Origin of the sequence: Streptomyces sp. NPDC096323, from assembly GCF_040302845.1 — a bacterium.
In the GTDB taxonomy this organism is placed as follows: domain Bacteria; phylum Actinomycetota; class Actinomycetes; order Streptomycetales; family Streptomycetaceae; genus Streptomyces.
Genome location: NZ_JBEOSI010000004.1, coordinates 16,730 through 37,514, shown reverse-complemented (window position 1 = coordinate 37,514; position 20,785 = coordinate 16,730). Strand labels below are relative to the sequence as shown.

Here is a 20,785-nt window from a genome sequence, read left to right as displayed (position 1 = left end):
GTGGCGGTACTTCCAGGGAGCGAGGCCCCGGCCCCGACCGGTTCCGTCCTCAAACGGCGTACGGGCTGGGTGGCGGGGCCGCTGTCCACAGGCTGTGGACAGCCCGGAGCCCGGGCGCGGTGCTGGCGTAGCATGCAGAGAAGTCGTCCGGTACCCCCCGCGGACTGGAACGGAAGGCCACCGCCGCGTGAATGCAACCATCCCCAAGGAGCCCCTCGACCCGAGGGACCGCCCCGCCCGGCTCACCGTCGGCGTCGTGGGCGCGGGCCGTGTCGGCCCCGCGCTCGCCGCGTCCCTGGCACTCGCCGGGCACCGACCCGTCGCCGTGTCGGGTGTCTCCGACGCCTCGGTGCGCCGCGCCGCCACCCTGCTCCCCGACGTCCCCCTCGTGCCGCCCGCCGAGGTCCTCGCGCGCGCGGAGCTGGTCCTGCTGACGGTGCCGGACGACGCCCTGCCGGGGCTCGTCGAGGGCCTCGCCGAGACCGGTGCGGTCCGGCCGGGCCAGCTGATCGTCCACACCTCGGGGCGGTACGGGACGAAGGTGCTGGATCCCGCGCTGCGGGCCGGCGCGCTGCCCCTGGCCCTGCACCCGGCGATGACGTTCACCGGCACCTCCGTGGACGTCCAGCGGCTGGCCGGCTGCTCCTTCGGGGTGACCGCCCCCGAGCAGCTGCGGCTCGCCGCCGAGGCGCTGGTCATCGAGATGGGCGGCGAGCCCGAGTGGATCGCCGAGGAGTCCCGCCCGCTCTACCACGCGGCTCTCGCCCTCGGCGCGAACCACCTGGTCACCCTGGTCGCCCAGTCGATGGAGCTGCTGCGCACGGCGGGGGTCACCGCCCCCGACCGGATGCTCGGACCGCTGCTCGGCGCCGCCCTGGACAACGCCCTGCGCTCCGGTGACGCCGCCCTGACCGGCCCCGTCGCCCGGGGCGACGCGGGCACGGTCGCCGCACACATCCGCGAGCTGCGTGCCCACGCCCCGCAGACGGTCGCCGGATACGTCGCGATGGCCCGCGCCACCGCCGACCGCGCGCTCGCCCACGGCATGCTCAAGCCGGAGTTCGCCGAGGACCTGCTCGGCGTCCTGGCCGACGGCTCGGGCGGTACGGGCGCCCCCGGCAGCGCCGGAACCGGACCGGAGGAGTCCCGATGACCGCAGCCGCCGCCACCCTCCTGCGTACGGCCGTCGAGCTGACCGCGTACGCCCCCGAGGGCGAGCGGGCCGAACGGGCCGTCGTCATGACGATGGGCGCCCTGCACGAGGGGCACGCCTCCCTGATCCAGACCGCACGTGCGGTTGTCGGACCAGCCGGCCAGGTCGTCGTCACCGTCTTCGTCAACCCGCTCCAGTTCGGGGAGGCGGCCGACCTCGACCGCTACCCGCGCACGCTGGACGCCGATCTCGCCGTCGCCGGCGCGGCAGGCGCCGACGTGGTCTTCGCACCGTCCGTCGACGAGGTCTACCCCGGCGGCGAACCCCAGGTCCGCATCTCCGCCGGCCCGATGGGCGAGCGGCTCGAAGGGGCCTCGCGCCCCGGGCACTTCGACGGCATGCTCACCGTCGTCGCCAAGCTGCTCCACCTCACCCGCCCCGATGTCGCGTTCTTCGGGCAGAAGGACGCCCAGCAGCTGGCGCTGATCCGCCGGATGGTGCGCGATCTGAACTTCCCCGTGGAGATCGTGGGCGTGGAGACGGTCCGGGAGGCCGACGGCCTCGCGCTCTCCAGCCGCAACCGCTTCCTCGACCCGTACGAGCGCCACACCGCGCTCGCCCTGTCCCGGGCCCTGTTCGCGGCCCGGGACAGGCTCGCCGCCCAGCAGGCCCTGCACGCCCGCGCGCAGACGACGGGCGCGACGGAGGACCGGGCCGCCGGACTCACCCGCCTCGGCGAGGCCAGGCTGGCGGCCGACGCCCAGGCGGTCGCCCGGGCCCGGCCCGACAAGGGCCCCGCCGCCGTGCGCGCCGCGGCCCGCGCGGTCCTGGACGACGCGGCGGCCGAGCAGCCCCCGCTCTCCCTCGACTACCTGGCGCTCGTGGACCCGGCGGACTTCACCGAGATCACCGACGACCGCACCGCGGGCGACGCGATCCTCGCCGTCGCCGCCCGGGTCGGCGCCACTCGCCTCATCGACAACATCCCGCTGACCTTCGGAGCCACCACGTGACCGGAATACGGCTGACCGCCCCCGCCCCCGGCTGGTCCATCGACGCCGATGTCGTGGTCGTCGGCTCCGGCGTGGCCGGACTCACCGCCGCGCTGCGCTGCGCCGCCGCCGGACTCGCCACCGTCGTCGTCACCAAGGCCCGCCTCGACGACGGCTCGACCCGCTGGGCGCAGGGCGGCATCGCGGCCGCGCTCGGCGAGGGCGACACCCCCGAGCAGCACCTGGACGACACCCTGGTCGCCGGCGCCGGCCTCTGCGACGAGGCGGCGGTCCGCACCCTCGTCACCGAGGGCCCCGACGCCGTACGCCGGCTGATCGGCACCGGCGCCCACTTCGACACGGCCGACGACGGCACCATCGCGCTGACCCGTGAGGGCGGCCACCACCGCCGGCGCATCGCCCACGCGGGCGGCGACGCGACCGGCGCGGAGATCTCCCGCGCCCTGGTCGAAGCCGTCCGCGAAGCCGCCCTGCACACCGTCGAGAACGCCCTCGTGCTCGACCTGCTCACCGACGCCGAGGGCCGTACCGCGGGCGTCACCCTGCACGTCATGGGCGAGGGCCAGCACGACGGCGTCGGCGCGGTCAACGCCCCCGCGGTGATCCTGGCGACCGGCGGCATGGGCCAGGTCTTCTCCGCCACCACCAACCCGCCGGTCTCCACCGGCGACGGCGTGGCCCTCGCGCTGCGGGCCGGCGCCGAGGTCTCGGACCTCGAGTTCGTCCAGTTCCACCCCACGGTCCTCTTCCTCGGCTCCGACTCCGAGGGCCAGCAGCCGCTCGTCTCCGAAGCGGTACGGGGCGAGGGCGCCCATCTCGTCGACGCGCACGGCACGCGCTTCATGCTCGGGCAGCACGAGCTGGCGGAGCTCGCCCCCCGCGACATCGTCGCCAAGGCCATCACCCGCCAGACGCAGCTCCACGGCACCGAGCACATGTATCTCGACGCCCGCCACTTCGGCGCCCAGATGTGGGAGCAGCGCTTCCCCACCATCCTGGCGGCCTGCCGCGCCCATGGCATCGACCCGGTCACCGAGCCGATCCCGGTCGCCCCCGCCGCGCACTACGCCTCCGGCGGCATCCGGACCGACCTGCGGGGACGTACGACCGTGCCCGGTCTGTACGCGTGCGGCGAAGTGGCCTGCACCGGCGTGCACGGCGCGAACCGGCTCGCGTCCAACTCGCTCCTCGAAGGCCTCGTCTTCGCCGAGCGCATCGCGGCCGACATCATCCGGGAGCGGCCCCGCGCGGGCGAGGCCGTCGCCACGCACCCCGTGCCGTCCCCGCTGATGTCCCCCGAGGCCCGGGGCACGATCCAGCGCATCATGACCCGCGGGGCCGGCGTGCTGCGCTCCGCCGACAGCCTCGCGAGGGCCGCCGAGGAGCTGGAGGACCTGCACCGCAGCGCGTTCCTGAAGGCCGGGGCGGCCGAGCACAAGGACGCGGTGCCCGGGGTCGAGGCCTGGGAGGTCACCAACCTGCTCCTGGTCTCCCGGGTCCTGGTCGCCGCCGCCCGCCGCCGCGAGGAGACCCGAGGCTGCCACTGGCGCGAGGACCGGCCCGAGCGCGACGACGAGAACTGGCGCCGTCACCTCGTCGTCCGGCTCACCCCGGACCGGCAGCTCGTCCTCCGTCGGACGGATACCCAGGCGTTCGGGCCCGTACAGCCGTCCGGGGCAGCAGACTGCGCAGCAACGAGCACCACCCACCCCACTCCCGAGGAGCCGTAACCGTGAGCACGCCCGAAGAGAATCCGCGCCCCACACCCGTGGACGTACCGCTGATCCAGATCGGCGCGCCCGCACCTGCCGCGGGCGGCTGCGGGGACGCCTGCGGCTGCGGCGGGGAGGACGGTTACGAGCTGGACGCCCTGGAGTGCGGCCTGGACCCGGCCCTCGCCCGGCTCCTCGCCGACGCGGGCCTGGACCCGGTCACCGTCGAGGACGTCGCGCACGTCGCCATCGAGGAGGACCTCGACGGCGGGGTGGACGTCACGACCGTCGCCACCGTCGCCGAGGACGCGGTGGCCATCGGCGACTTCACCGCCCGTGAGGCGGGAGTCGTGGCCGGTCTGCGGGTCGCCGAGGCCGTGCTCTCGATCGTCTGTACGGACGAGTTCGAGGTCGAGCGGCACGTGGAGGACGGCGACCGCGTCGCCCCCGGCCAGAAGCTGCTGACCGTCACCACCCGTACCCGTGACCTCCTCACGGGCGAGCGCAGCGCGCTGAACCTGCTGTGCCGGCTCTCCGGCATCGCGACCGCCACCCGCGCCTGGGCCGATGTGCTGGAGGGCACGAAGGCCCAGGTCCGCGACACCCGCAAGACGACTCCCGGCCTGCGCGCCCTGGAGAAGTACGCGGTGCGCTGCGGCGGCGGCGTCAACCACCGCATGTCGCTGTCCGACGCCGCACTGGTCAAGGACAACCACGTGATCGCCGCGGGCGGCGTCGCCGAGGCCTTCAAGCGGGTCAGGGAGCAGTTCCCGGACCTCGCGATCGAGGTCGAGGTCGACACGATGCAGCAGGTCACCGAGGTCCTGGACGCGGGCGCCGATCTGATCCTGCTGGACAACTTCACCCCCGCGCAGACCGCCGAGGCCGTCGCGCTGGTCGGCGGCCGCGCGGTCCTGGAGTCCTCGGGCCGGCTGTCCCTCGACTCCGCCCGCGCCTACGCGGAGGCGGGCGTGGACTACCTGGCCGTCGGCGCGCTGACCCACTCCTCGCCGATCCTCGACATCGGCCTGGACTTCCGCGACACCGACGGGGCCGGCGTCTGATGCTGCTCACCATCGACGTCGGCAACACCCACACGGTCCTCGGACTGTTCGACGGTGAGGAGATCGTCGAGCACTGGCGCATCTCCACCGACGCACGGCGCACCGCCGACGAGCTCGCGGTGCTGCTCCAGGGCCTGATGGGCATGCACCCGCTGCTGGGCATGGAGCTGGGCGACGGCATCGAGGGCATCGCGATCTGCTCCACCGTCCCGGCCGTCCTGCACGAGCTGCGCGAGGTGACCCGCCGCTACTACGGCGACGTCCCCGCCGTCCTCGTCGAGCCGGGCATCAAGACCGGGGTGCCGATCCTGATGGACAACCCGAAGGAGGTCGGCGCGGACCGCATCATCAACGCGGTCGCCGCCGTCGACCTGTACGGCGGCCCGGCGATCGTCGTCGACTTCGGCACGGCCACCACCTTCGACGCGGTTTCCGCCCGCGGCGAGTACACCGGCGGCGTCATCGCGCCCGGCATCGAGATCTCGGTCGAGGCGCTCGGCGTCAAGGGCGCGCAGCTGCGCAAGATCGAGCTGGCCCGGCCGCGCAGCGTCATCGGGAAGAACACGGTCGAGGCGATGCAGGCGGGCATCATCTACGGCTTCGCCGGCCAGGTCGACGGGGTCGTCGGACGCATGAAGAAGGAGCTGGCCGCCGACCCCGACGACGTCACGGTCATCGCGACGGGCGGCCTTGCTCCGATGGTGCTGAACGAGTCCTCCGTCATCGACGAGCACGAGCCCTGGCTCACGCTCATCGGGCTCCGCCTGGTGTATGAGCGCAACGTGGCGCGTCTTTAGCGACGCGCGGCCCTGACCGGGAAGTTCCCCGCGCGGCGGCTCGACGGAGCCGCCGCGCCGCCGATGGCCAGCTAAGAGGATTTTGTCCCTTTAGCACGTATTGTCGCGCTATGCCCACGCCCTACGGATCACGCGGCGGTATGGCGTTCAGCGCGGACGAGCTGCGCGTGCTCCGCCGTGCCCTCGCCATCGCCCTCCACCCCGCGCCCCTGCCCGACGAGGACGTCCAGGACTGCCTGCGTCTAGCGGGCGCCGTCGACGAGGCGGTCGGTGAGGCCGGACGGCTGCGCGCCTTCCTCCTCGCCGACCTCGTCCGCTACCGCAATGCTCTCCCCGGCTCCCTCAGCGGCTACCTGGAGCGCCTCCAGGACGCCCTGGCCGCCGGCTACGACCCCCGGCCCGACGACCTCGCCGCGCTGCGCGCCCTGCGCGGCGGCCCGGTCGCGGCCGCACTCCTGGAGCGCTGCCAGTTGCTCGCCGAGCGTTCGGTGCGGGCCCGTCTCGCCGGTCGCGCGGTGGCCGCCACGGCGCCCGCGCCCCGCAGCCGGCTGCTCGCGCTGCCCGGCGGCCGTGCCGCGGAGCCGGAGAAGCCCAAGACCCCGGCGGCCCCGGCCCGTCCGCCCGCCCCGTCCGAACGCCCGGCGCCCAAGCCCTCCGAGGTCTTCCCGCCCCGCCGCCGCCCGGTCCCGCCACCCCAGCAACGCGCCGCGGGGTAGGGCGCCTCGGCGGGCGCCGCCGGGCTCGCTACTCTGGATGCCATGGACTACGTATCCGCGCTCGTGCCCCCCGTGGTGATGGCCGCCTTCTTCATCGGCCTGGTCGTGACGATCGTCAAGAGCCAGGGCGGGCCGAACAAGGCCAAGGAGGACGCGGCCGTGGACGCGGCGATCAGCCGCGCGGAATCGGCCCAGCAGACGCCGCGCACCGACGGGGTCTGACTCTCCCGGTCCCCGCGCACGACACGCACGAAGGGCGTACGGCTCGCTGAGCCGTACGCCCTTTTGTTGTGTAAATAACCGGCCATTCCCGACATCTGACACTAAGGTGACGCTGTGCCCCGTCAATTGGGAGAGTTGGAAGACGCCGTGATGACGCGGGTCTGGCAATGGAACCGACCGGTCACCGTACGGGAAGTCCTCGAGGACCTTCAGCAGGAACGGTCCATCGCCTACACCACCGTCATGACGGTTATGGACAATCTCCATCAGAAGGGCTGGGTCCGCCGGGAAGTGGAGGGCCGCGCATATCGATATACGGCGGTCTCCACCCGCGCCGCGTACGCGGCCGCACTGATGAACGAAGCCTGGTCACAGAGTGACAACCCCGCCGCCGCGCTGGTCGCGTTCTTCGGCATGATGTCGGCCGAGCAGCGGGAAGCGCTCCGGGACGCCATGCGGATCGTTCTGCCCACTCTTCCCGAGGACGGCGCGCGGCCTGACGGTGAAGCGGCCGGCGAAGGATCCGGTGAAGGCCCCGAAGCCGCCGGTGAAGCACGTGATGAAGGACCCGGTGAAGGCGTCGAAGCGGCCGATGAGACGGGGCCGGACGCCGGGCGATAGCGTCGGGGGTATGTCCTCAGAGCTTCCGCAAACCGATTTCCAGACCGATCCGTCGGTTATTAACGTGGCCATCACCGTCCGCCGCGCGAGGACGAGTGATGTGGCCGCGGTCCGGCGTCTCCTCGACGGCTACGTACGAGAAGGCATCCTGCTCGACAAAGCGACGGTGACGCTTTACGAGGACATCCAGGAGTTCTGGGTCGCCGAACGGGACGAGGACGCCCGGGTCATCGGCTGTGGCGCCCTCCATGTGATGTGGGAAGACCTGGCCGAAGTGCGTACTCTCGCGGTCGATCACAGCATCAAGGGCGCCGGAGTCGGCCATCAAGTACTGGACAAGTTGTTGCAGACCGCCCGTTGGCTGGGCGTGCGGCGGGTTTTCTGCCTCACCTTCGAAGTCGACTTCTTCGCGAAGCACGGCTTCGTGGAGATCGGGGAGACGCCGGTCGACGGAGATGTCTACAGCGAGCTGCTGCGTTCCTATGACGAGGGAGTCGCGGAGTTCCTCGGTCTCGAACGCGTGAAGCCGAACACCTTGGGCAACAGCCGGATGCTTCTGCACCTGTGACCGCCGGAAGAAGCCCGATCCCTATGTCCGAATCGCGCACGTTTCCCGTCTTCTCGCGCTCCTGAACCTCTCCCGGGGGTTTGTGTTTTCCGGGGAAAAGCGGTTTCCTTTCCGCGTACTCCATTTTCGATGAAAGGAAATCCGGTGGCGCAGAAGGTTCAGGTCCTTCTTGTTGACGACCTCGACGGCGGCGAGGCGGACGAGACCGTCACGTTCGCTCTCGATGGCAAGACCTACGAGATTGACCTCACGACGAGCAACGCGGACAAGCTGCGGAGTCTTCTCGAGCCCTACGCGAAGAGCGGCCGGCGTACCGGTGGCCGTGCGGCGACCGGACGCGGCAAGGGCCGTGCCCTTCCCGGCGGCAACAAGGACACCGCGGAGATCCGTAAGTGGGCGCGCGAGAACGGCCACAATGTGAATGACCGTGGCCGCGTTCCCGCGGAGATCCGTGAGGCTTACGAGAAGGCCAACGGCTGATCAGCCGATGGCCGGGGAGACCTCCCCGTCCGGGCACGCGTCAAGCGGGCCCGGTGGCATTCCGTCGCCACGGCGTCCACGAGCCGGATGAGATCGGGAGTATCCCCACCCCTGCTCCCGAAGCCGGAGAGGGCCGGGAACACCGGCTCGCCCTCCCGCTCGTGCGGTGGACAGGGGGGCCGCAGCCACACGGCGGCCCCCGGCGGACCCGGCCGGCCCGGCGGCGGCGGTGCGGTGATCCGCCCGCCCGTGCCGAGAGCGGTCAGTTCGAGGGCGACCCCGCCCCACTCCAGCCAGTCGAGCAGCCCGGGCAGCTCATCGGCGCTCCCCGGCGCCACCAGCAGGCTCATGCGCCGGCCCGTCAACGCCACCGGACCGGTCCGGCCCACCCGGCGCAGCGCCGCGTGACCGGCGGCCGCGGGCACGACGAGCGCGTCGAACCGCAGCCCGGTCAGCAGCCGCACCGGCGCCCTGCCGGCCGTCGCCCAGCCGAGCTCCTGCTCGTACCACCGGGCACACGTGCCCCGTGAAGCGCCGTCGGCGCGGCCGTCCCGCTCTGCGGGGGGCGCGATGCGGGGAGGCGGGACGGCGGAGGTCATGCCGGAAGAACTCCCGACGCCTGCCAAGAGTTACGCAGAGTCCCTGATCGAACGCATACTGTGTCCGGGTTGGGGGCGTACGGGCGCATTCGGGAGGACGAACATGTTCGCCCGTAGCGGAGGGAACCCACGTACGCCGCATGGACTGTCTGTAATTGCGGGTAAGACATCCCTAGTGGGAGGGGCGACGCGCAAGCCACCGACGTCTCACGTTCGCCATCGGCGTACAGGCGAAAGGGGTATCTGCCTGGCCTGCGGGAACATCGTCTCGCACCATCGGGTTGGAGCAGGTGTCGGCGTTCGGGGCAGGAGGCCATCGATCCGGTGTCGGCAGTTGAAATGAGCGGTCCCCGCTTGCGGGACTAAGCTGCGGAAGGACAGGGAGGGGACCGACCCCTTACTGCCTGACCGCTCTGAGGAGCGATTAACGATGTTCGAGAGGTTCACCGACCGCGCGCGGCGGGTTGTCGTCCTGGCTCAGGAAGAAGCCCGGATGCTCAACCACAACTACATCGGCACCGAGCACATCCTCCTGGGCCTGATCCACGAGGGTGAGGGTGTCGCCGCTAAGGCCCTGGAGAGCCTCGGGATTTCGCTCGAGGCGGTCCGCCAGCAGGTGGAGGAGATCATCGGTCAGGGCCAACAGGCCCCGTCCGGCCACATCCCCTTCACACCCCGAGCCAAGAAGGTCCTGGAGCTGTCGCTCCGCGAGGCCCTTCAGCTCGGCCACAACTACATCGGCACCGAGCACATCCTGCTCGGGCTCATCCGCGAGGGCGAGGGCGTCGCCGCCCAGGTCCTCGTTAAGCTGGGCGCCGACCTGAACCGGGTGCGCCAGCAGGTCATCCAGCTGCTGTCCGGCTACTCGGGCGGCAAGGAGGCGGCCACCGCAGGCGGCCCCGCGGAGGGCACGCCCTCCACGTCGCTGGTGCTCGACCAGTTCGGCCGGAATCTCACCCAGGCCGCTCGTGAGTCCAAGCTCGACCCGGTCATCGGGCGCGAGAAGGAGATCGAGCGGGTCATGCAGGTGCTGTCCCGCCGTACGAAGAACAACCCGGTCCTCATCGGCGAGCCCGGCGTCGGCAAGACGGCGGTCGTCGAGGGCCTGGCGCAGGCCATCGTCAAGGGCGAGGTGCCCGAGACCCTCAAGGACAAGCACCTCTACACCCTCGACCTCGGTGCGCTGGTCGCCGGCTCCCGCTACCGCGGTGACTTCGAGGAGCGCCTGAAGAAGGTCCTCAAGGAGATCCGCACCCGCGGCGACATCATCCTGTTCATCGACGAGCTCCACACCCTCGTGGGTGCGGGCGCCGCCGAGGGCGCGATCGACGCGGCGAGCATCCTCAAGCCCATGCTGGCGCGAGGCGAGCTCCAGACCATCGGCGCCACCACGCTCGACGAGTACCGCAAGCACCTGGAGAAGGACGCCGCTCTCGAGCGACGCTTCCAGCCCATCCAGGTCGCGGAGCCGTCGCTGCCGCACACCATCGAGATCCTCAAGGGTCTGCGCGACCGCTACGAGGCCCACCACCGCGTGTCCATCACGGACGAGGCGCTGGTCCAGGCCGCGACGCTGGCCGACCGCTACATCTCGGACCGCTTCCTGCCGGACAAGGCGATCGACCTGATCGACGAGGCCGGTTCCCGGATGCGCATTCGCCGGATGACCGCGCCGCCGGACCTCCGTGAGTTCGACGAGAAGATCGCGGGCGTGCGCCGCGACAAGGAGTCGGCCATCGACTCCCAGGACTTCGAGAAGGCGGCGTCTCTCCGCGACAAGGAGAAGCAGCTGCTGGCGGCGAAGGCCAAGCGCGAGAAGGAGTGGAAGGCCGGCGACATGGACGTCGTGGCCGAGGTCGACGGCGAGCTCATCGCCGAGGTCCTCGCCACCGCCACCGGCATCCCGGTCTTCAAGCTGACGGAGGAGGAGTCCTCCCGCCTGCTGCGCATGGAGGACGAGCTCCACAAGCGCGTCATCGGCCAGAAGGACGCCATCAAGGCCCTCTCGCAGGCGATCCGCCGTACGCGAGCCGGTCTGAAGGACCCGAAGCGCCCGGGTGGCTCGTTCATCTTCGCCGGCCCGTCCGGTGTCGGTAAGACCGAGCTGTCCAAGACGCTCGCCGAGTTCCTCTTCGGTGACGAGGACGCGCTGATCGCCCTCGACATGTCGGAGTTCAGCGAGAAGCACACGGTCTCCCGCCTCTTCGGCTCGCCCCCCGGCTACGTGGGGTACGAGGAGGGCGGTCAGCTCACCGAGAAGGTGCGCCGCAAGCCGTTCTCCGTCGTCCTCTTCGACGAGGTCGAGAAGGCCCACCCCGACATCTTCAACTCCCTGCTCCAGATCCTGGAGGACGGTCGCCTGACCGACTCCCAGGGCCGGGTCGTGGACTTCAAGAACACGGTCATCATCATGACGACCAACCTCGGGACCCGGGACATCTCCAAGGGCTTCAATCTGGGCTTCGCCGCCCAGGGCGACGTGAAGACGAACTACGACCGGATGAAGACGAAGGTCAACGAAGAGCTCAAGCAGCACTTCCGGCCCGAGTTCCTCAACCGCGTCGACGACACGGTCGTCTTCCACCAGCTCACCGAGGAAGACATCATCCAGATCGTCGACCTCATGCTCGCCAAGGTGGACGAGCGCCTGCGGGACCGCGACATGGGCATCGAGCTGAGCCCGGCCGCCAAGTCCCTGCTGGCGAAGAAGGGCTACGACCCCGTGATGGGCGCCCGGCCGCTGCGCCGGACGATCCAGCGCGAGATCGAGGACATCCTCTCCGAGAAGATCCTCTTCGGTGAGCTGCGCCCCGGTCACATCGTGGTCGTCGGCACCGAGGGCGAGGGTGAGGAGCAGAAGTTCACCTTCCGCGGCGAGGAGAAGTCGGCTCTGCCCGACGTCCCCCCGATCGAGCAGGCGGCAGGCGGCGCCGGCCCGAACATGACGAAGGAAGCGTAGGGGCGCGTAGCGCCCGAGCGTACGAAGGGCGGCCCCGTACCGGTTCACACCGGTACGGGGCCGCCTTTTGCTGTCGCCCGGAGCCTTGCCCCTTTCCGGGGCGCGGGGTTCCGTCCTCAATCGCCGGACGGGCTTTTTGTGCGGGTCCCCTCGCGGGGTGCGGGTGCCCTCGCGGGGTGCGGGTGCGCCACGCCGGTGGGTGGGGGTGGGGTCCCTCCGGGGCGTCTCCTCAGAAATGGCGTGTTCACCCGGGTCCGAGGGGGACCCGGGTCGTACGCCATTTCCTGCGGGGACTCCCCTGCACGCCCCCACCCAGCCGTCTTGCGTGTGTACGCCGGCGGAGATGACCGTCGCAGACGCGAGACGGCCGGGGCCGGGGGCGTGCAGGGGAGTCCCCGCAGGACGACGAACATCGACCCGGGTCCGCTGCGTACCGGCGGAACGTTCGTCGTTTGAGGAGACGCCCCGGAGGGACCCCGGACCCCCACGAGGGGGCTAGCGCGCCACCCCGCGGGGCCAGCCGCACCCACCAAGCCCGTCATGGGGGTCCCCCCATGCCCTTAAGGCTATGGGGGAGATTGAGGACGGAACCCCGCACCGCGGGGACCCGCACCCCGCGCGCCCCCCGGCCGAGGGCCCGGCCGAAGGTCCCGAAACGGACAGCCCTAGGTCCCACCGCCGGTGACAAGGCGCACAGGCGTTTTGGGGCCTACTAGGCATCTTAGGAGCAATCGCCCTGGCAGCGGGTGGGACCTTCGGCCCGGGGCCCGGCAGGCCCCAACGACGTTTGGGCGGAAGTGCCTGGAACGTGGGTCTGTGTCCGGTATGGGCGGGGAGGAACTGCGGCTAAACCTGTTCCGGGGGAAGACCTTCGGCGACTGTCACGGGCGCGGGACGAAGCCCGGCGCGGTGCATTCCCGGGCCTCCTTCTACGGCTTTTGATCGTAGATGGGGGGTTTGAGTCCATCGGGGGGTCCGGGTTACCAAGGTATGGCCAGCCCGGCACGCCGCCGGGTTCAGTCATCCCGGAGGTTTTCTGCTTATGTCGAAGCGCGTTACGTTCCAGACCCGCCGCCCGTCCGCTTCCCGTGTCCGTGGCGCCGTCGTGGCAGCCGGCCTGGGGACGTCGATGGTTCTCGGTGCGGGCGCTGCGTTCGCGGCCGGCACGGCGGGCACCACCGGCACCGCGAGCCTGGCGAGTGCCACCACCGCCGACTCGGTCGCCCAGCAGGCGGTCGCGCAGGGCAAGGCCGCCAAGCTGGCCGCGGCGAAGAAGGCCGACGAGGCCAAGAAGAAGGCCGACGTCGCGAAGAAGAAGGCAGCCGCCAAGAAGGCGGCCGCTGCCAAGCGGGCCGCGAAGCTGGCCTGGGAGACCCCGGTCGACCACTACCAGCTGAGCGCGAGCTTCGGCAACGACGGCAGCCGCTGGGCGCACAAGCACTCCGGCCAGGACTTCGCCGTGCCGATCGGCACCAAGGTCGAGGCCGCGCACAAGGGCGTCATCGTGAAGGCCGGCCCGAACGGCGGCGGCGACGGTCCCGCGTACGGCAACGCCATCGTGATCAAGCACAGCAACGGCACGTACTCGCAGTACGCGCACCTGTCGCGGATCGACGTGCACATCGGGGAGTACGTGAACAAGGGCGAGAAGATCGCCCTCTCCGGCAACACCGGAAACTCCAGCGGCCCGCACCTGCACTTCGAGATCCGGACGACCCCGAACTACGGTTCCGCGGTCAACCCGGTGAACTACCTGCACAAGGAGGGCGTCTCGGTCTGATCCGACCGCGACACCACCCCGCTACTGGGCGGAACCCGGGTCATGGGCCCGGGTGACCAGTTCGACGGCGACTTCGAGGGCGGCTTTCCGCTTGTCCTCGGGGTCGCCGTCGACGTCTTTCAGCGCGAAGATCCCGGCGTGCATCGTGAAGAGCGCGCTGAAGCACCGCACCTGGTCGGTGAGCGCCGCGTCGGGCTCCTTGATCAGGTCCACGAGCGCCAGGACCCGCTCCTTGATCGTCACGCCGATGCTCAGGTCGCGTACGGCCGCCTGGTTCTCCTGCATGAAGCGGAAGAGGGGCTCGGAGCCGGACAGGGCCTCGCTGTAGCGGCCGAGGATCTCCTTCTTCGTCTCCAGCGTGCGCGGCTGGGTCGCGCCCCAGGCGATCAGTTCCTCGATGGGACGGTTGAGGTCCTCGAAGATGCCGACCAGGATGTCTTCCTTGGTCTTGAAGTGGTAGTAGAGCGCGGCCTTGGTGACCTCGAGGTGCTCGGCGATCTCCCGCAGCGAGGTCTTCTCGTAACCCTGGTCGGCGAAGAGTTCCAGGGCGACGTCCTGAATGCGCTGACGGGTGTTGCCCCGACGCGGCTGCGGCGTGCTGCCCATGGTGCTCTCCCAAAAACTTACTTGACGCCCGGCTAGTTACGGGGCTACTTTCCCCTAGTGTAGTCAACTAGCCGGGCGGCAAGTAAGGGCCCGGCGCAGCAGGGGATCTGGGGAGTTGGGGAACATGGCGGACCTGATGAAGGCGACGGACGGGAAGGCGGACCCGTCGGCCGGACCGGCGGGGAAACCCGAGCCGCAGCAACGCAGCGTGCGGGTGGTGGTACTCGCGCTGATGCTCGCCATGCTGCTCGCCATGCTCGACAACCTGATCATCGGCACCGCGATGCCGACCATCGTCGGTGATCTCGGCGGACTGGAACACATGTCCTGGGTCGTCACCGCCTACACCCTGGCCACCGCCGCCTCCACGCCCATCTGGGGCAAGCTCGGCGACATGTACGGGCGCAAGGGCGTCTTCCTCACGTCCATCGTGATCTTCCTGATCGGTTCGGTCCTCAGCGGCATGGCCCAGGACATGGGCCAGCTGATCGGCTTCCGGGCCGTCCAGGGACTGGGCGCCGGTGGTCTGATGGTCGGCGTCATGGCGATCATCGGTGACCTCGTGCCGCCCCGTGAGCGCGGCAAGTACCAGGGCATGATGGCCGGCGTGATGGCGATCGCGATGATCGGCGGACCGCTGGTCGGCGGCACCCTCACCGACCACCTCGGCTGGCGCTGGAGCTTCTACATCAACCTGCCGCTGGGCGCCGTCGCCCTGGCCATGATCACCATCGTGCTGCACCTGCCCAAGCGGGAGCGCAAGAGGGTGAGCGTCGACTACCTCGGCGCCGCACTGCTCACCGTGGGCATCACCGCGATCGTGCTGGTCACCACATGGGGCGGTTCGGAGTACGACTGGAACTCCGCCGTCATCATGGAGCTCATCGCGATCGGCGTCGCCTCGCTGGCGGGCTTCCTCTTCGTCGAGACCAAGGCCGCGGAACCGATCATCCCGCTGCACATATTCCGCAACGTCAACTTCACGCTGATGTCCGTGGTCGGCTTCATGGCGGGCTTCGTGATGTTCGGCGCGGTGCTCTACCTGCCGCTGTTCCAGCAGTCCGTCCAGGGCGCGTCCGCGACCAACTCCGGTCTGCTGCTCCTGCCGATGCTGCTCGCCATGATGATCGTCTCGCTCATCGCCGGACGCGTGACCACCAACAGCGGCCGGTACAAGATCTTCCCGATCATGGGCTCGATCCTGATGGTGACCGGCCTCTTCCTGCTCGCGCAGATGGACACCGGAACCAGCCGGTTCACCTCCGGCGTCTACATGGCCGTGCTCGGCGCCGGCATGGGCTTCCTGATGCAGATCACGATGCTCGTGGCGCAGAACAGCGTCGAGCTGAAGGACATGGGCGTCGCCTCGTCCTCCACCACCCTCTTCCGTACGCTCGGCAGCTCCTTCGGCGTCGCCATCATGGGCGCGCTGTTCACCGGCCGGGTGAACGACGAGATGGCCGCCCGCGGTGGCGCGGGCGTCACCATGCACAGCGCCCAGCTGGACGCGGCGAGTCTGGCGAAGCTGCCGGCACCGGTGCGCGAGGCGTACGAGTACGCGGTGACGTCCGGCACGCACGCCGCCTTCCTGGTGGGCGCCGCCGTCGGGCTGATCGCCGTCGTGGCCGCGCTCTTCGTCAAGGAGGTCCCGCTGAGGGGCGCCGGACCGGAGACAGCGGCCCCGGTGGTCGACGCCGCCTAGCGGTTCCGTACGAGAAAGGCCGCCGGGTGCGCACACCCGGCGGCCGTTTTCGTGCCGGTGCGGCCCTCAGCCGCCGGCCTTCGTGCTCCGCGGCCGGCCACCCGGCTGCGGGCCGCGCTGCTCGCCCAGCTGGAGCATGGGGAAGCTGCCGGTGTCCGTCGGCGCGTGCTCGGGCAGCCACAGGACGGCGATCGCCCCGCCGGCGCCCTCGGCCGCACCCTCGGGGGCCGCGTTGCGGAAGGTCAGCCGGGCGCCGAGCACCCGCGCCTGACCGGCCGCGATCGTCAGCCCCAGTCCGTGCCCCTGCCCGGCCCGGTCGCTGCTTCCGGTACGGAACCGGCTCGGCCCCTCCCGCAGCAGCGCCGCCGGGAACCCCGGACCGTGGTCGCGGATCCGCACCACCCTGCCCTCGACCGTGACCTCCACGGGCGTGGAGCCGTGCTTGGCGGCATTGCCCAGCAGATTGAACAGGATGCGCTCCAGCCGGCGCGGATCGGTGCTGACCCACGACTCATGGACCACCTGGACCCGCACCTGCGGGTCCAGCAGCGCCACCCGGCGGCTGACGAACTCGCCCAGCGTGAGCTGCTGCAGCTCGGCCCGCTCGGAGGCGCTGTCCAGCCGGGCCACCTCCAGCACGTCCTCGACCAGCGTCCGCATCGCCTGCGCCCGGTCCCGTACGAGCTCCGAGGGGCGGCCGGGCGGCAGCAGCTCGGCGGCCGTCAGCAGCCCCGTCACGGGGGTGCGCAGTTCGTGCGCGATGTCCGCGGTGACCCGGCGCTCGGCCTCGATCCGTTCGTTCAGCGCGTCCGTCAGGGCGTCCACGGCACCGGCCAGCTCATCGGTCTCGTCCCGCACGACCCCGCCGACGGCGTCCCCGACCCGGACGTCGGTGTGGCCCTGCGCGACCCGTCCGGCCGCGGCGGCCGCCTTGCGCAGCCGGCGCGAGAGCTGGCCGCCGATCAGGACGCCCAGCGCGGAGCCGCCGAAGACCACCGAGACCGAGCCGATGATCAGGGCCCGGTCGAGATCGCCGAGGATCGTGCTGGAGCGGTCGGCGAAACGGGTGTGCAGCGAGAGCACGTCGCCGCCGGGCAGCGGCACGGCCGCCCAGACGTCGGGCACCCCGCCGCTGTCCTCGACGTGCGTGGCGCGCCGGTTGCGCCGGGTCTCCTCGCGCAGGCTCTCCGGCATCGCCGGATCGTTGAGTTTGGCGCCGAAGCGGGGATCGGCCTTCTTCGTCTTCGTCGCCTCGTAGAGGAGCTGGGCGTAGGTCAGCCGCTCCAGCTGGACCTCGCGGGCGTTCTCCAGCATGGAGACCCGGGCCGCGTTGTGGACGACCAGGCTCAGCGCGATCGCGATCAGCGCGCCGACCGCCGCGATGGCGATGCTGATCTTCCAGCGGACGCCCGTCCGCAGGGCCGGGCGCCTCATGCCCTGAGCTTGTAGCCGAAGCCGCGGACCGTCTCGATCCTGTCCTGACCGACCTTCGTACGCAGGCGCTGGACATGGACGTCCACGACCCGGGTGTCCCCGCCCCAGCCGTAGTCCCACACCCGCTCGAGCAGCTTGTCGCGGGAGAGCACCGTGCCCGGAGCGGACGAGAACTCCAGCAGCAGCCGCATCTCGGTGGGGGTCAGCCCCACCTGCTCGCCGCCCTTGCGGACCTCCATGCCCTCGGTGTCGATCTCCAGGTCGCCGAAGACGAGCACGCCGCCTTCGGTCTGCGCCGCCTCGCCGCCGCCCGCCCCGTGTCCCGAGGCATGGCCGAAGCGCCGGAGCACGGCCCGGATCCGGGCGACCAGGACCGCGCCGTCGAACGGTTTCGTCACGTAGTCGTCGGCGCCCGCCTCCAGGCCCAGCACCACGTCGATCGAGTCGGCCCGGGCCGACAGCATGATCACCGGAACCGTCGACTCGTCCCGGATGCGCCGGCAGAGGCTGACCCCGTCCAGGCCCGGCACCATCACGTCGAGCAGCGCGATGTCGGGCCGGTTGCGCCGGAACGCCTCGAGGCCGAGGAGGCCGTCGGGCATCGCGGTGACCGCGAAGCCGTCCCGTTCCAGCGCCAGCTGGGTGGCCTCGCGGATGACGTCGTCGTCCTCGACGAACAGGACATGGGTCTCGGCCATCGGACTGCTCTCAGTTCCTCGTCGGTTCCGTGGGCGCGGGGAAATCCCCGTCTCCGGTTCCGACGGCTCTGTTGAAGTCGTTGTGCACCCGGTCCTCCTCGTTGAACCGGCTGCCCGCCCAGTGATACGTGATCACTTCCTCGCCCGAGGGGTAGGCGACCGCGTCCTTCTTCCCGTACACCTGCGTCGTCACCACGAGATCGCCGCGGTCGATGGTCCCGTAGACGGCGGGCTGCTCGACGGTGAACACGTTCTCGTACGTGCCGTCGGACCGGGGCCGATACACATAGGTGCCTACGCCGACCGAATCGCCGCAGGTCATCACGTTCACCACGACATCGGCCGACGGGCCGTCGGTGAGGGTGCCGTAGGAGGTGTCCACCGGGTACTCGTCACCGGTGCAGGGCTTGAGGTCGCTCCTGACGCGCCCGCTCACCGCGGGATCCGCCTTGAGCAGATCCACTGCGTCGACCCTCGGCGTCGGCTTCACCGTGGACGGCGCCGCGACACTCGGGGTGACCTGGGCGACCGGCTGGCTGCCCGCAGGGCCCTCGTCACGCGTGCCCGTGCCCCCGGTGGAGCAGCTGACGGCGAACAGTCCGAAGGCGGCGAGCCCGGCCAGAGCCGTGCTGCTCGCCGCCCAGCCGCTCAGCAGGCGCCCGCGCCCGCCGCCGACGTCTCCCGTGGGTCCATGCGTGATGCTCGTGGTTCCTTGGGCGATGCCCGGGCCGCAGCTCCCGCCGCCGCCCTCACCGCTGCCTGTCAGGCCGCGCACCGCTCCCGCCCCCGCTCGTCGTGACACCCCTCACGGATCCGCTCCGCGCGGCTCGCCGCTTCCCTGCTCTCCAGCTCCTGGCGCAGTCGCGCCAGTGCCCGGTGCAGGGTGCTCTTCACCGTACCGGCCGACATGCCGAGCGCCGCCGCGGTCTCCTCCGTGCTCATCTGCTCCCAGTGTCGCAGCACGACCACGCTGCGCTGCTTGGGAGCCAGCACGCCCAGGACGTCCATCAGCAGGGCGCGGTCGGCGCGCTGCTCGGTGCCGTCCTCGACGCTGGCGTCGGGAAGCTGCTCGGTGGGGACCTCGTCCAGCTTGCGCGCACGCCACCACTCGGTACGGGTGTTGATCATGACGCGGCGCAGATAGGCGTCGGCGAGGGACTTGTCGGCGATGCCGTCCCAGCGGCCGAAGGTGCGGGCCAGCGCGGTCTGCAGCAGGTCCTGCGCGTCCACGGGGTCCGGGACCAGCCGCCGCGCACTGCGCAGCAGCGCGTCCTGCCGCGTACGCACATACTCCTCGAAACCGAGCACCTCACCCTGCGCCATGCCAACCGCCTCCGTCCCCGTGAACCCCGTAGAACCACCGCCAGCCGCCTGGTCGTCGGGCTGACGTCGGTGACGCTACGGAGCTGTTGTCACGAGGCTGTGCGGAGCAGCCGTACGCCGACGCACGGCTGTCCATCGGTTGTGTAACAGCGCAGGCGGGGAAGGGTCGGGACCCGTAGAAACGGAACCGGCAGATCCGGTCCCTCAGGCCAGCGGCAACCGGTACTGGCCGCCCGCGAGCGGTTCGACCAGGCCGTCGGCGACCAGACCGTCCAGGGCGCGGGCCCGCTGCACCGGCTCGTCCCACACCGCGTCGAGCGCCGACTGCGGCACCGGGGTCACCGACTCGCGCAGCACCGCGAGCAGCCTGCCGCGCACCTGCCGGTCCGTACCGGCGTACGTCTGGCCGCGGCGCGGCGGCCCCTGGTGCGCGGGCTTGCCGGCCAGCCGCCAGGCGCACTGCGCCGCGATCGGGCAGCGCGTGCAGTCCTCGTTCTTCGCGGTGCAGACGAGGGCGCCGAGCTCCATCGTCGCGGCCGCCCACCGCGCCGCCTGCTCGTCCTCCTCGGGCAGGAGGGCGCGGGCGAGCTTGCGCTCGGCGGCGGTGGTCGCGTTCGGCGGGTACTGGATGCCGGTCGCGGCCCGGGCGAACACCCTGCGGACGTTCGTGTCGAGGACGGCGTGCCGCTGTCGGTACGCGAACGAGGCGACGGCCGCCGCCGTGTACTCGCCGATCCCGGGCAGGGCGAGCAGCTGGGCGTGCTCGCTCGGCACGTCGCCGCCGTGGCGTTCCGTTATGGCCTGGGCGGCCCCGTGCAGGCGCAGGGCGCGGCGGGGGTAGCCGAGCCGGCCCCAGGCGCGGACCGCCTCGCCGGGCGGTTGCGCTGCGAGGTCGGCGGGCCGCGGCCAGCGGGCCAGCCACTGCTCGTACACCGGGAGGACCCGGTTGACGGGGGTCTGCTGCAGCATGAACTCGCTCACCATCACACCCCAGGCGCCCGCTTCGGGGCGGCGCCAGGGCAGATCGCGGGCGTGCTGGTCGAACCACCCGATGACGGGAGTGTGGAGGGAGGCGGGGGGCGTCTGTGTCGCAGTCGTGGCAGTCATCGCACCGTCGATCCTGGCACGGAAGTGCAGACGGGGGGCATGGGCACGGGGGTGTCGACCCTCATACGAGCCCTTGGAGTGATAGTGACCCCCGACTTTCCCCGCCCCACCGGACCCCGCGTTCCGGCAAGTGGCGGCACGCCCCGCGAGCCGTTGCGGCAACTGGCCGCATGGACGGCTTCCGGCCGCCGTGGTCCTGCGGCGGTCCTGCGTCGTTCGCGGATGCTGCCC

At 71.2% G+C, this 20,785-nt stretch carries 20 protein-coding genes; 13 read left to right on the top strand and 7 right to left on the bottom strand.

Features of this window, described 5'->3' with window-relative positions:
• Window positions 1–187: 187 nt before the first annotated feature.
• From ABTX18_RS11515 to ABTX18_RS11470, 10 genes are all read left to right on the top strand, one after another.
• Window positions 188–1,153: a Rossmann-like and DUF2520 domain-containing protein gene (locus ABTX18_RS11515; protein ID WP_352122527.1), complete on the top strand. Its 966-nt coding sequence runs from the start codon at window positions 188–190 to the stop codon at window positions 1,151–1,153.
• Window positions 1,150–2,166 carry a pantoate--beta-alanine ligase gene (gene panC / locus ABTX18_RS11510; RefSeq protein WP_352122526.1) on the top strand — a complete coding sequence of 339 codons (1,017 nt, stop codon included), beginning with the start codon at window positions 1,150–1,152 and terminating at the stop codon, window positions 2,164–2,166. The genes ABTX18_RS11515 and panC overlap by 4 nt, the downstream gene beginning before the upstream one ends.
• Window positions 2,163–3,896, top strand: coding sequence for an L-aspartate oxidase (locus ABTX18_RS11505; RefSeq protein WP_352122525.1), 1,734 nt, complete (start codon window positions 2,163–2,165; stop codon window positions 3,894–3,896). The genes panC and ABTX18_RS11505 overlap by 4 nt, the downstream gene beginning before the upstream one ends.
• A 2-nt stretch (window positions 3,897–3,898) precedes the next feature.
• Window positions 3,899–4,942 carry a carboxylating nicotinate-nucleotide diphosphorylase gene (gene nadC / locus ABTX18_RS11500; RefSeq protein WP_352122524.1) on the top strand — a complete coding sequence of 348 codons (1,044 nt, stop codon included), beginning with the start codon at window positions 3,899–3,901 and terminating at the stop codon, window positions 4,940–4,942.
• On the top strand, window positions 4,942–5,739 hold the full coding sequence (locus tag ABTX18_RS11495; protein ID WP_352122523.1) for a type III pantothenate kinase: 798 nt from the start codon (window positions 4,942–4,944) through the stop codon (window positions 5,737–5,739). Before nadC ends, ABTX18_RS11495 begins: the two co-directional genes overlap by 1 nt.
• A 140-nt stretch (window positions 5,740–5,879) precedes the next feature.
• Entirely contained in the window at window positions 5,880–6,455 is a 576-nt protein-coding gene (locus ABTX18_RS11490; RefSeq protein WP_352123069.1) for a hypothetical protein, read from the top strand.
• A 42-nt stretch (window positions 6,456–6,497) separates the two neighbouring features.
• Window positions 6,498–6,677 (top strand): hypothetical protein, encoded by a 180-nt coding sequence (locus ABTX18_RS11485; protein WP_352122522.1) that lies wholly within the window; start codon window positions 6,498–6,500, stop codon window positions 6,675–6,677.
• Between the two features lie 114 nt (window positions 6,678–6,791).
• A complete protein-coding gene (locus ABTX18_RS11480; RefSeq protein WP_352122521.1) occupies window positions 6,792–7,298 on the top strand; it encodes a BlaI/MecI/CopY family transcriptional regulator in 507 nt (168 codons plus the stop codon).
• A 10-nt stretch (window positions 7,299–7,308) separates the two neighbouring features.
• Complete coding sequence (locus tag ABTX18_RS11475; RefSeq protein ID WP_352122520.1) at window positions 7,309–7,866, top strand: amino-acid N-acetyltransferase; 558 nt, start codon at window positions 7,309–7,311, stop codon at window positions 7,864–7,866.
• A gap of 144 nt (window positions 7,867–8,010) precedes the next feature.
• Window positions 8,011–8,346, top strand: coding sequence for a histone-like nucleoid-structuring protein Lsr2 (locus ABTX18_RS11470; protein WP_136326447.1), 336 nt, complete (start codon window positions 8,011–8,013; stop codon window positions 8,344–8,346).
• Here the strand turns inward: ABTX18_RS11470 and ABTX18_RS11465 are convergent.
• Window positions 8,325–8,945, bottom strand: coding sequence for an SCO3374 family protein (locus ABTX18_RS11465; RefSeq protein WP_352122519.1), 621 nt, complete (start codon window positions 8,943–8,945; stop codon window positions 8,325–8,327). The two genes, ABTX18_RS11470 and ABTX18_RS11465, sit on opposite strands and share 22 nt — an antisense overlap.
• 430 nt (window positions 8,946–9,375) lie before the next feature.
• Between ABTX18_RS11465 and ABTX18_RS11460 the strand changes: the two genes are divergently transcribed.
• Both ABTX18_RS11460 and ABTX18_RS11455 read left to right on the top strand, forming a co-directional pair.
• Window positions 9,376–11,904, top strand: a complete 2,529-nt coding sequence (locus ABTX18_RS11460; protein ID WP_136326445.1) for an ATP-dependent Clp protease ATP-binding subunit — start codon at window positions 9,376–9,378, stop codon at window positions 11,902–11,904.
• Window positions 11,905–12,946: 1,042 nt separating this feature from the next.
• Window positions 12,947–13,684 carry a M23 family metallopeptidase gene (locus ABTX18_RS11455; RefSeq protein ID WP_352122518.1) on the top strand — a complete coding sequence of 246 codons (738 nt, stop codon included), beginning with the start codon at window positions 12,947–12,949 and terminating at the stop codon, window positions 13,682–13,684.
• Between the two features lie 21 nt (window positions 13,685–13,705).
• Here ABTX18_RS11455 and ABTX18_RS11450 read toward each other — a convergent pair whose 3' ends face one another.
• Window positions 13,706–14,290 carry a TetR/AcrR family transcriptional regulator gene (locus tag ABTX18_RS11450; protein ID WP_352122517.1) on the bottom strand — a complete coding sequence of 195 codons (585 nt, stop codon included), beginning with the start codon at window positions 14,288–14,290 and terminating at the stop codon, window positions 13,706–13,708.
• Between the two features lie 124 nt (window positions 14,291–14,414).
• Between ABTX18_RS11450 and ABTX18_RS11445 the strand changes: the two genes are divergently transcribed.
• The gene (locus tag ABTX18_RS11445) at window positions 14,415–15,992 is read left to right on the top strand and encodes an MDR family MFS transporter (protein ID WP_352122516.1); all 1,578 of its coding nucleotides are present in this window, start codon (window positions 14,415–14,417) and stop codon (window positions 15,990–15,992) included.
• 66 nt (window positions 15,993–16,058) lie between these two features.
• On the opposite strand, the gene cseC is transcribed toward ABTX18_RS11445, so the two are convergent.
• The 5 genes from cseC to ABTX18_RS11420 all read right to left on the bottom strand — a co-directional run bounded on the left by cseC (window position 16,059) and on the right by ABTX18_RS11420 (window position 20,554).
• A complete protein-coding gene (gene cseC / locus ABTX18_RS11440; RefSeq protein ID WP_352122515.1) occupies window positions 16,059–17,426 on the bottom strand; it encodes a two-component system sensor histidine kinase CseC in 1,368 nt (455 codons plus the stop codon).
• Window positions 17,423–18,124 carry a two-component system response regulator CseB gene (cseB, locus tag ABTX18_RS11435; protein WP_352122514.1) on the bottom strand — a complete coding sequence of 234 codons (702 nt, stop codon included), beginning with the start codon at window positions 18,122–18,124 and terminating at the stop codon, window positions 17,423–17,425. Before cseB ends, cseC begins: the two co-directional genes overlap by 4 nt.
• A 10-nt stretch (window positions 18,125–18,134) precedes the next feature.
• Complete coding sequence (locus tag ABTX18_RS11430) at window positions 18,135–18,845, bottom strand: hypothetical protein (RefSeq protein ID WP_503061143.1); 711 nt, start codon at window positions 18,843–18,845, stop codon at window positions 18,135–18,137.
• Window positions 18,846–18,886: 41 nt separating this feature from the next.
• Window positions 18,887–19,447, bottom strand: a complete 561-nt coding sequence (locus tag ABTX18_RS11425; RefSeq protein ID WP_352122513.1) for a SigE family RNA polymerase sigma factor — start codon at window positions 19,445–19,447, stop codon at window positions 18,887–18,889.
• 204 nt (window positions 19,448–19,651) lie between these two features.
• Window positions 19,652–20,554: an HhH-GPD family protein gene (locus ABTX18_RS11420; protein WP_352122512.1), complete on the bottom strand. Its 903-nt coding sequence runs from the start codon at window positions 20,552–20,554 to the stop codon at window positions 19,652–19,654.
• Between the last annotated feature and the right edge of the window lie 231 nt (window positions 20,555–20,785).

Bases quoted from the DNA above. Each gene is read 5' to 3' on its own strand.
- ABTX18_RS11425 (WP_352122513.1), bottom strand. From the start codon at position 19,447: ATGGCGCAGGGTGAGGTGCTCGGTTTCGAGGAGTATGTGCGTACGCGG.
- panC (WP_352122526.1), top strand. From the start codon at position 1,150: ATGACCGCAGCCGCCGCCACCCTCCTGCGTACGGCCGTCGAGCTGACC.
- ABTX18_RS11465 (WP_352122519.1), bottom strand. From the start codon at position 8,945: ATGACCTCCGCCGTCCCGCCTCCCCGCATCGCGCCCCCCGCAGAGCGG.
- cseB (WP_352122514.1), bottom strand. From the start codon at position 18,124: ATGGCCGAGACCCATGTCCTGTTCGTCGAGGACGACGACGTCATCCGC.
- ABTX18_RS11460 (WP_136326445.1), top strand. From the start codon at position 9,376: ATGTTCGAGAGGTTCACCGACCGCGCGCGGCGGGTTGTCGTCCTGGCT.
- ABTX18_RS11450 (WP_352122517.1), bottom strand. From the start codon at position 14,290: ATGGGCAGCACGCCGCAGCCGCGTCGGGGCAACACCCGTCAGCGCATT.
- ABTX18_RS11420 (WP_352122512.1), bottom strand. From the start codon at position 20,554: ATGACTGCCACGACTGCGACACAGACGCCCCCCGCCTCCCTCCACACT.
- ABTX18_RS11445 (WP_352122516.1), top strand. From the start codon at position 14,415: ATGGCGGACCTGATGAAGGCGACGGACGGGAAGGCGGACCCGTCGGCC.
- ABTX18_RS11495 (WP_352122523.1), top strand. From the start codon at position 4,942: ATGCTGCTCACCATCGACGTCGGCAACACCCACACGGTCCTCGGACTG.
- ABTX18_RS11455 (WP_352122518.1), top strand. From the start codon at position 12,947: ATGTCGAAGCGCGTTACGTTCCAGACCCGCCGCCCGTCCGCTTCCCGT.
- cseC (WP_352122515.1), bottom strand. From the start codon at position 17,426: ATGAGGCGCCCGGCCCTGCGGACGGGCGTCCGCTGGAAGATCAGCATC.
- ABTX18_RS11490 (WP_352123069.1), top strand. From the start codon at position 5,880: ATGGCGTTCAGCGCGGACGAGCTGCGCGTGCTCCGCCGTGCCCTCGCC.
- ABTX18_RS11485 (WP_352122522.1), top strand. From the start codon at position 6,498: ATGGACTACGTATCCGCGCTCGTGCCCCCCGTGGTGATGGCCGCCTTC.
- ABTX18_RS11475 (WP_352122520.1), top strand. From the start codon at position 7,309: ATGTCCTCAGAGCTTCCGCAAACCGATTTCCAGACCGATCCGTCGGTT.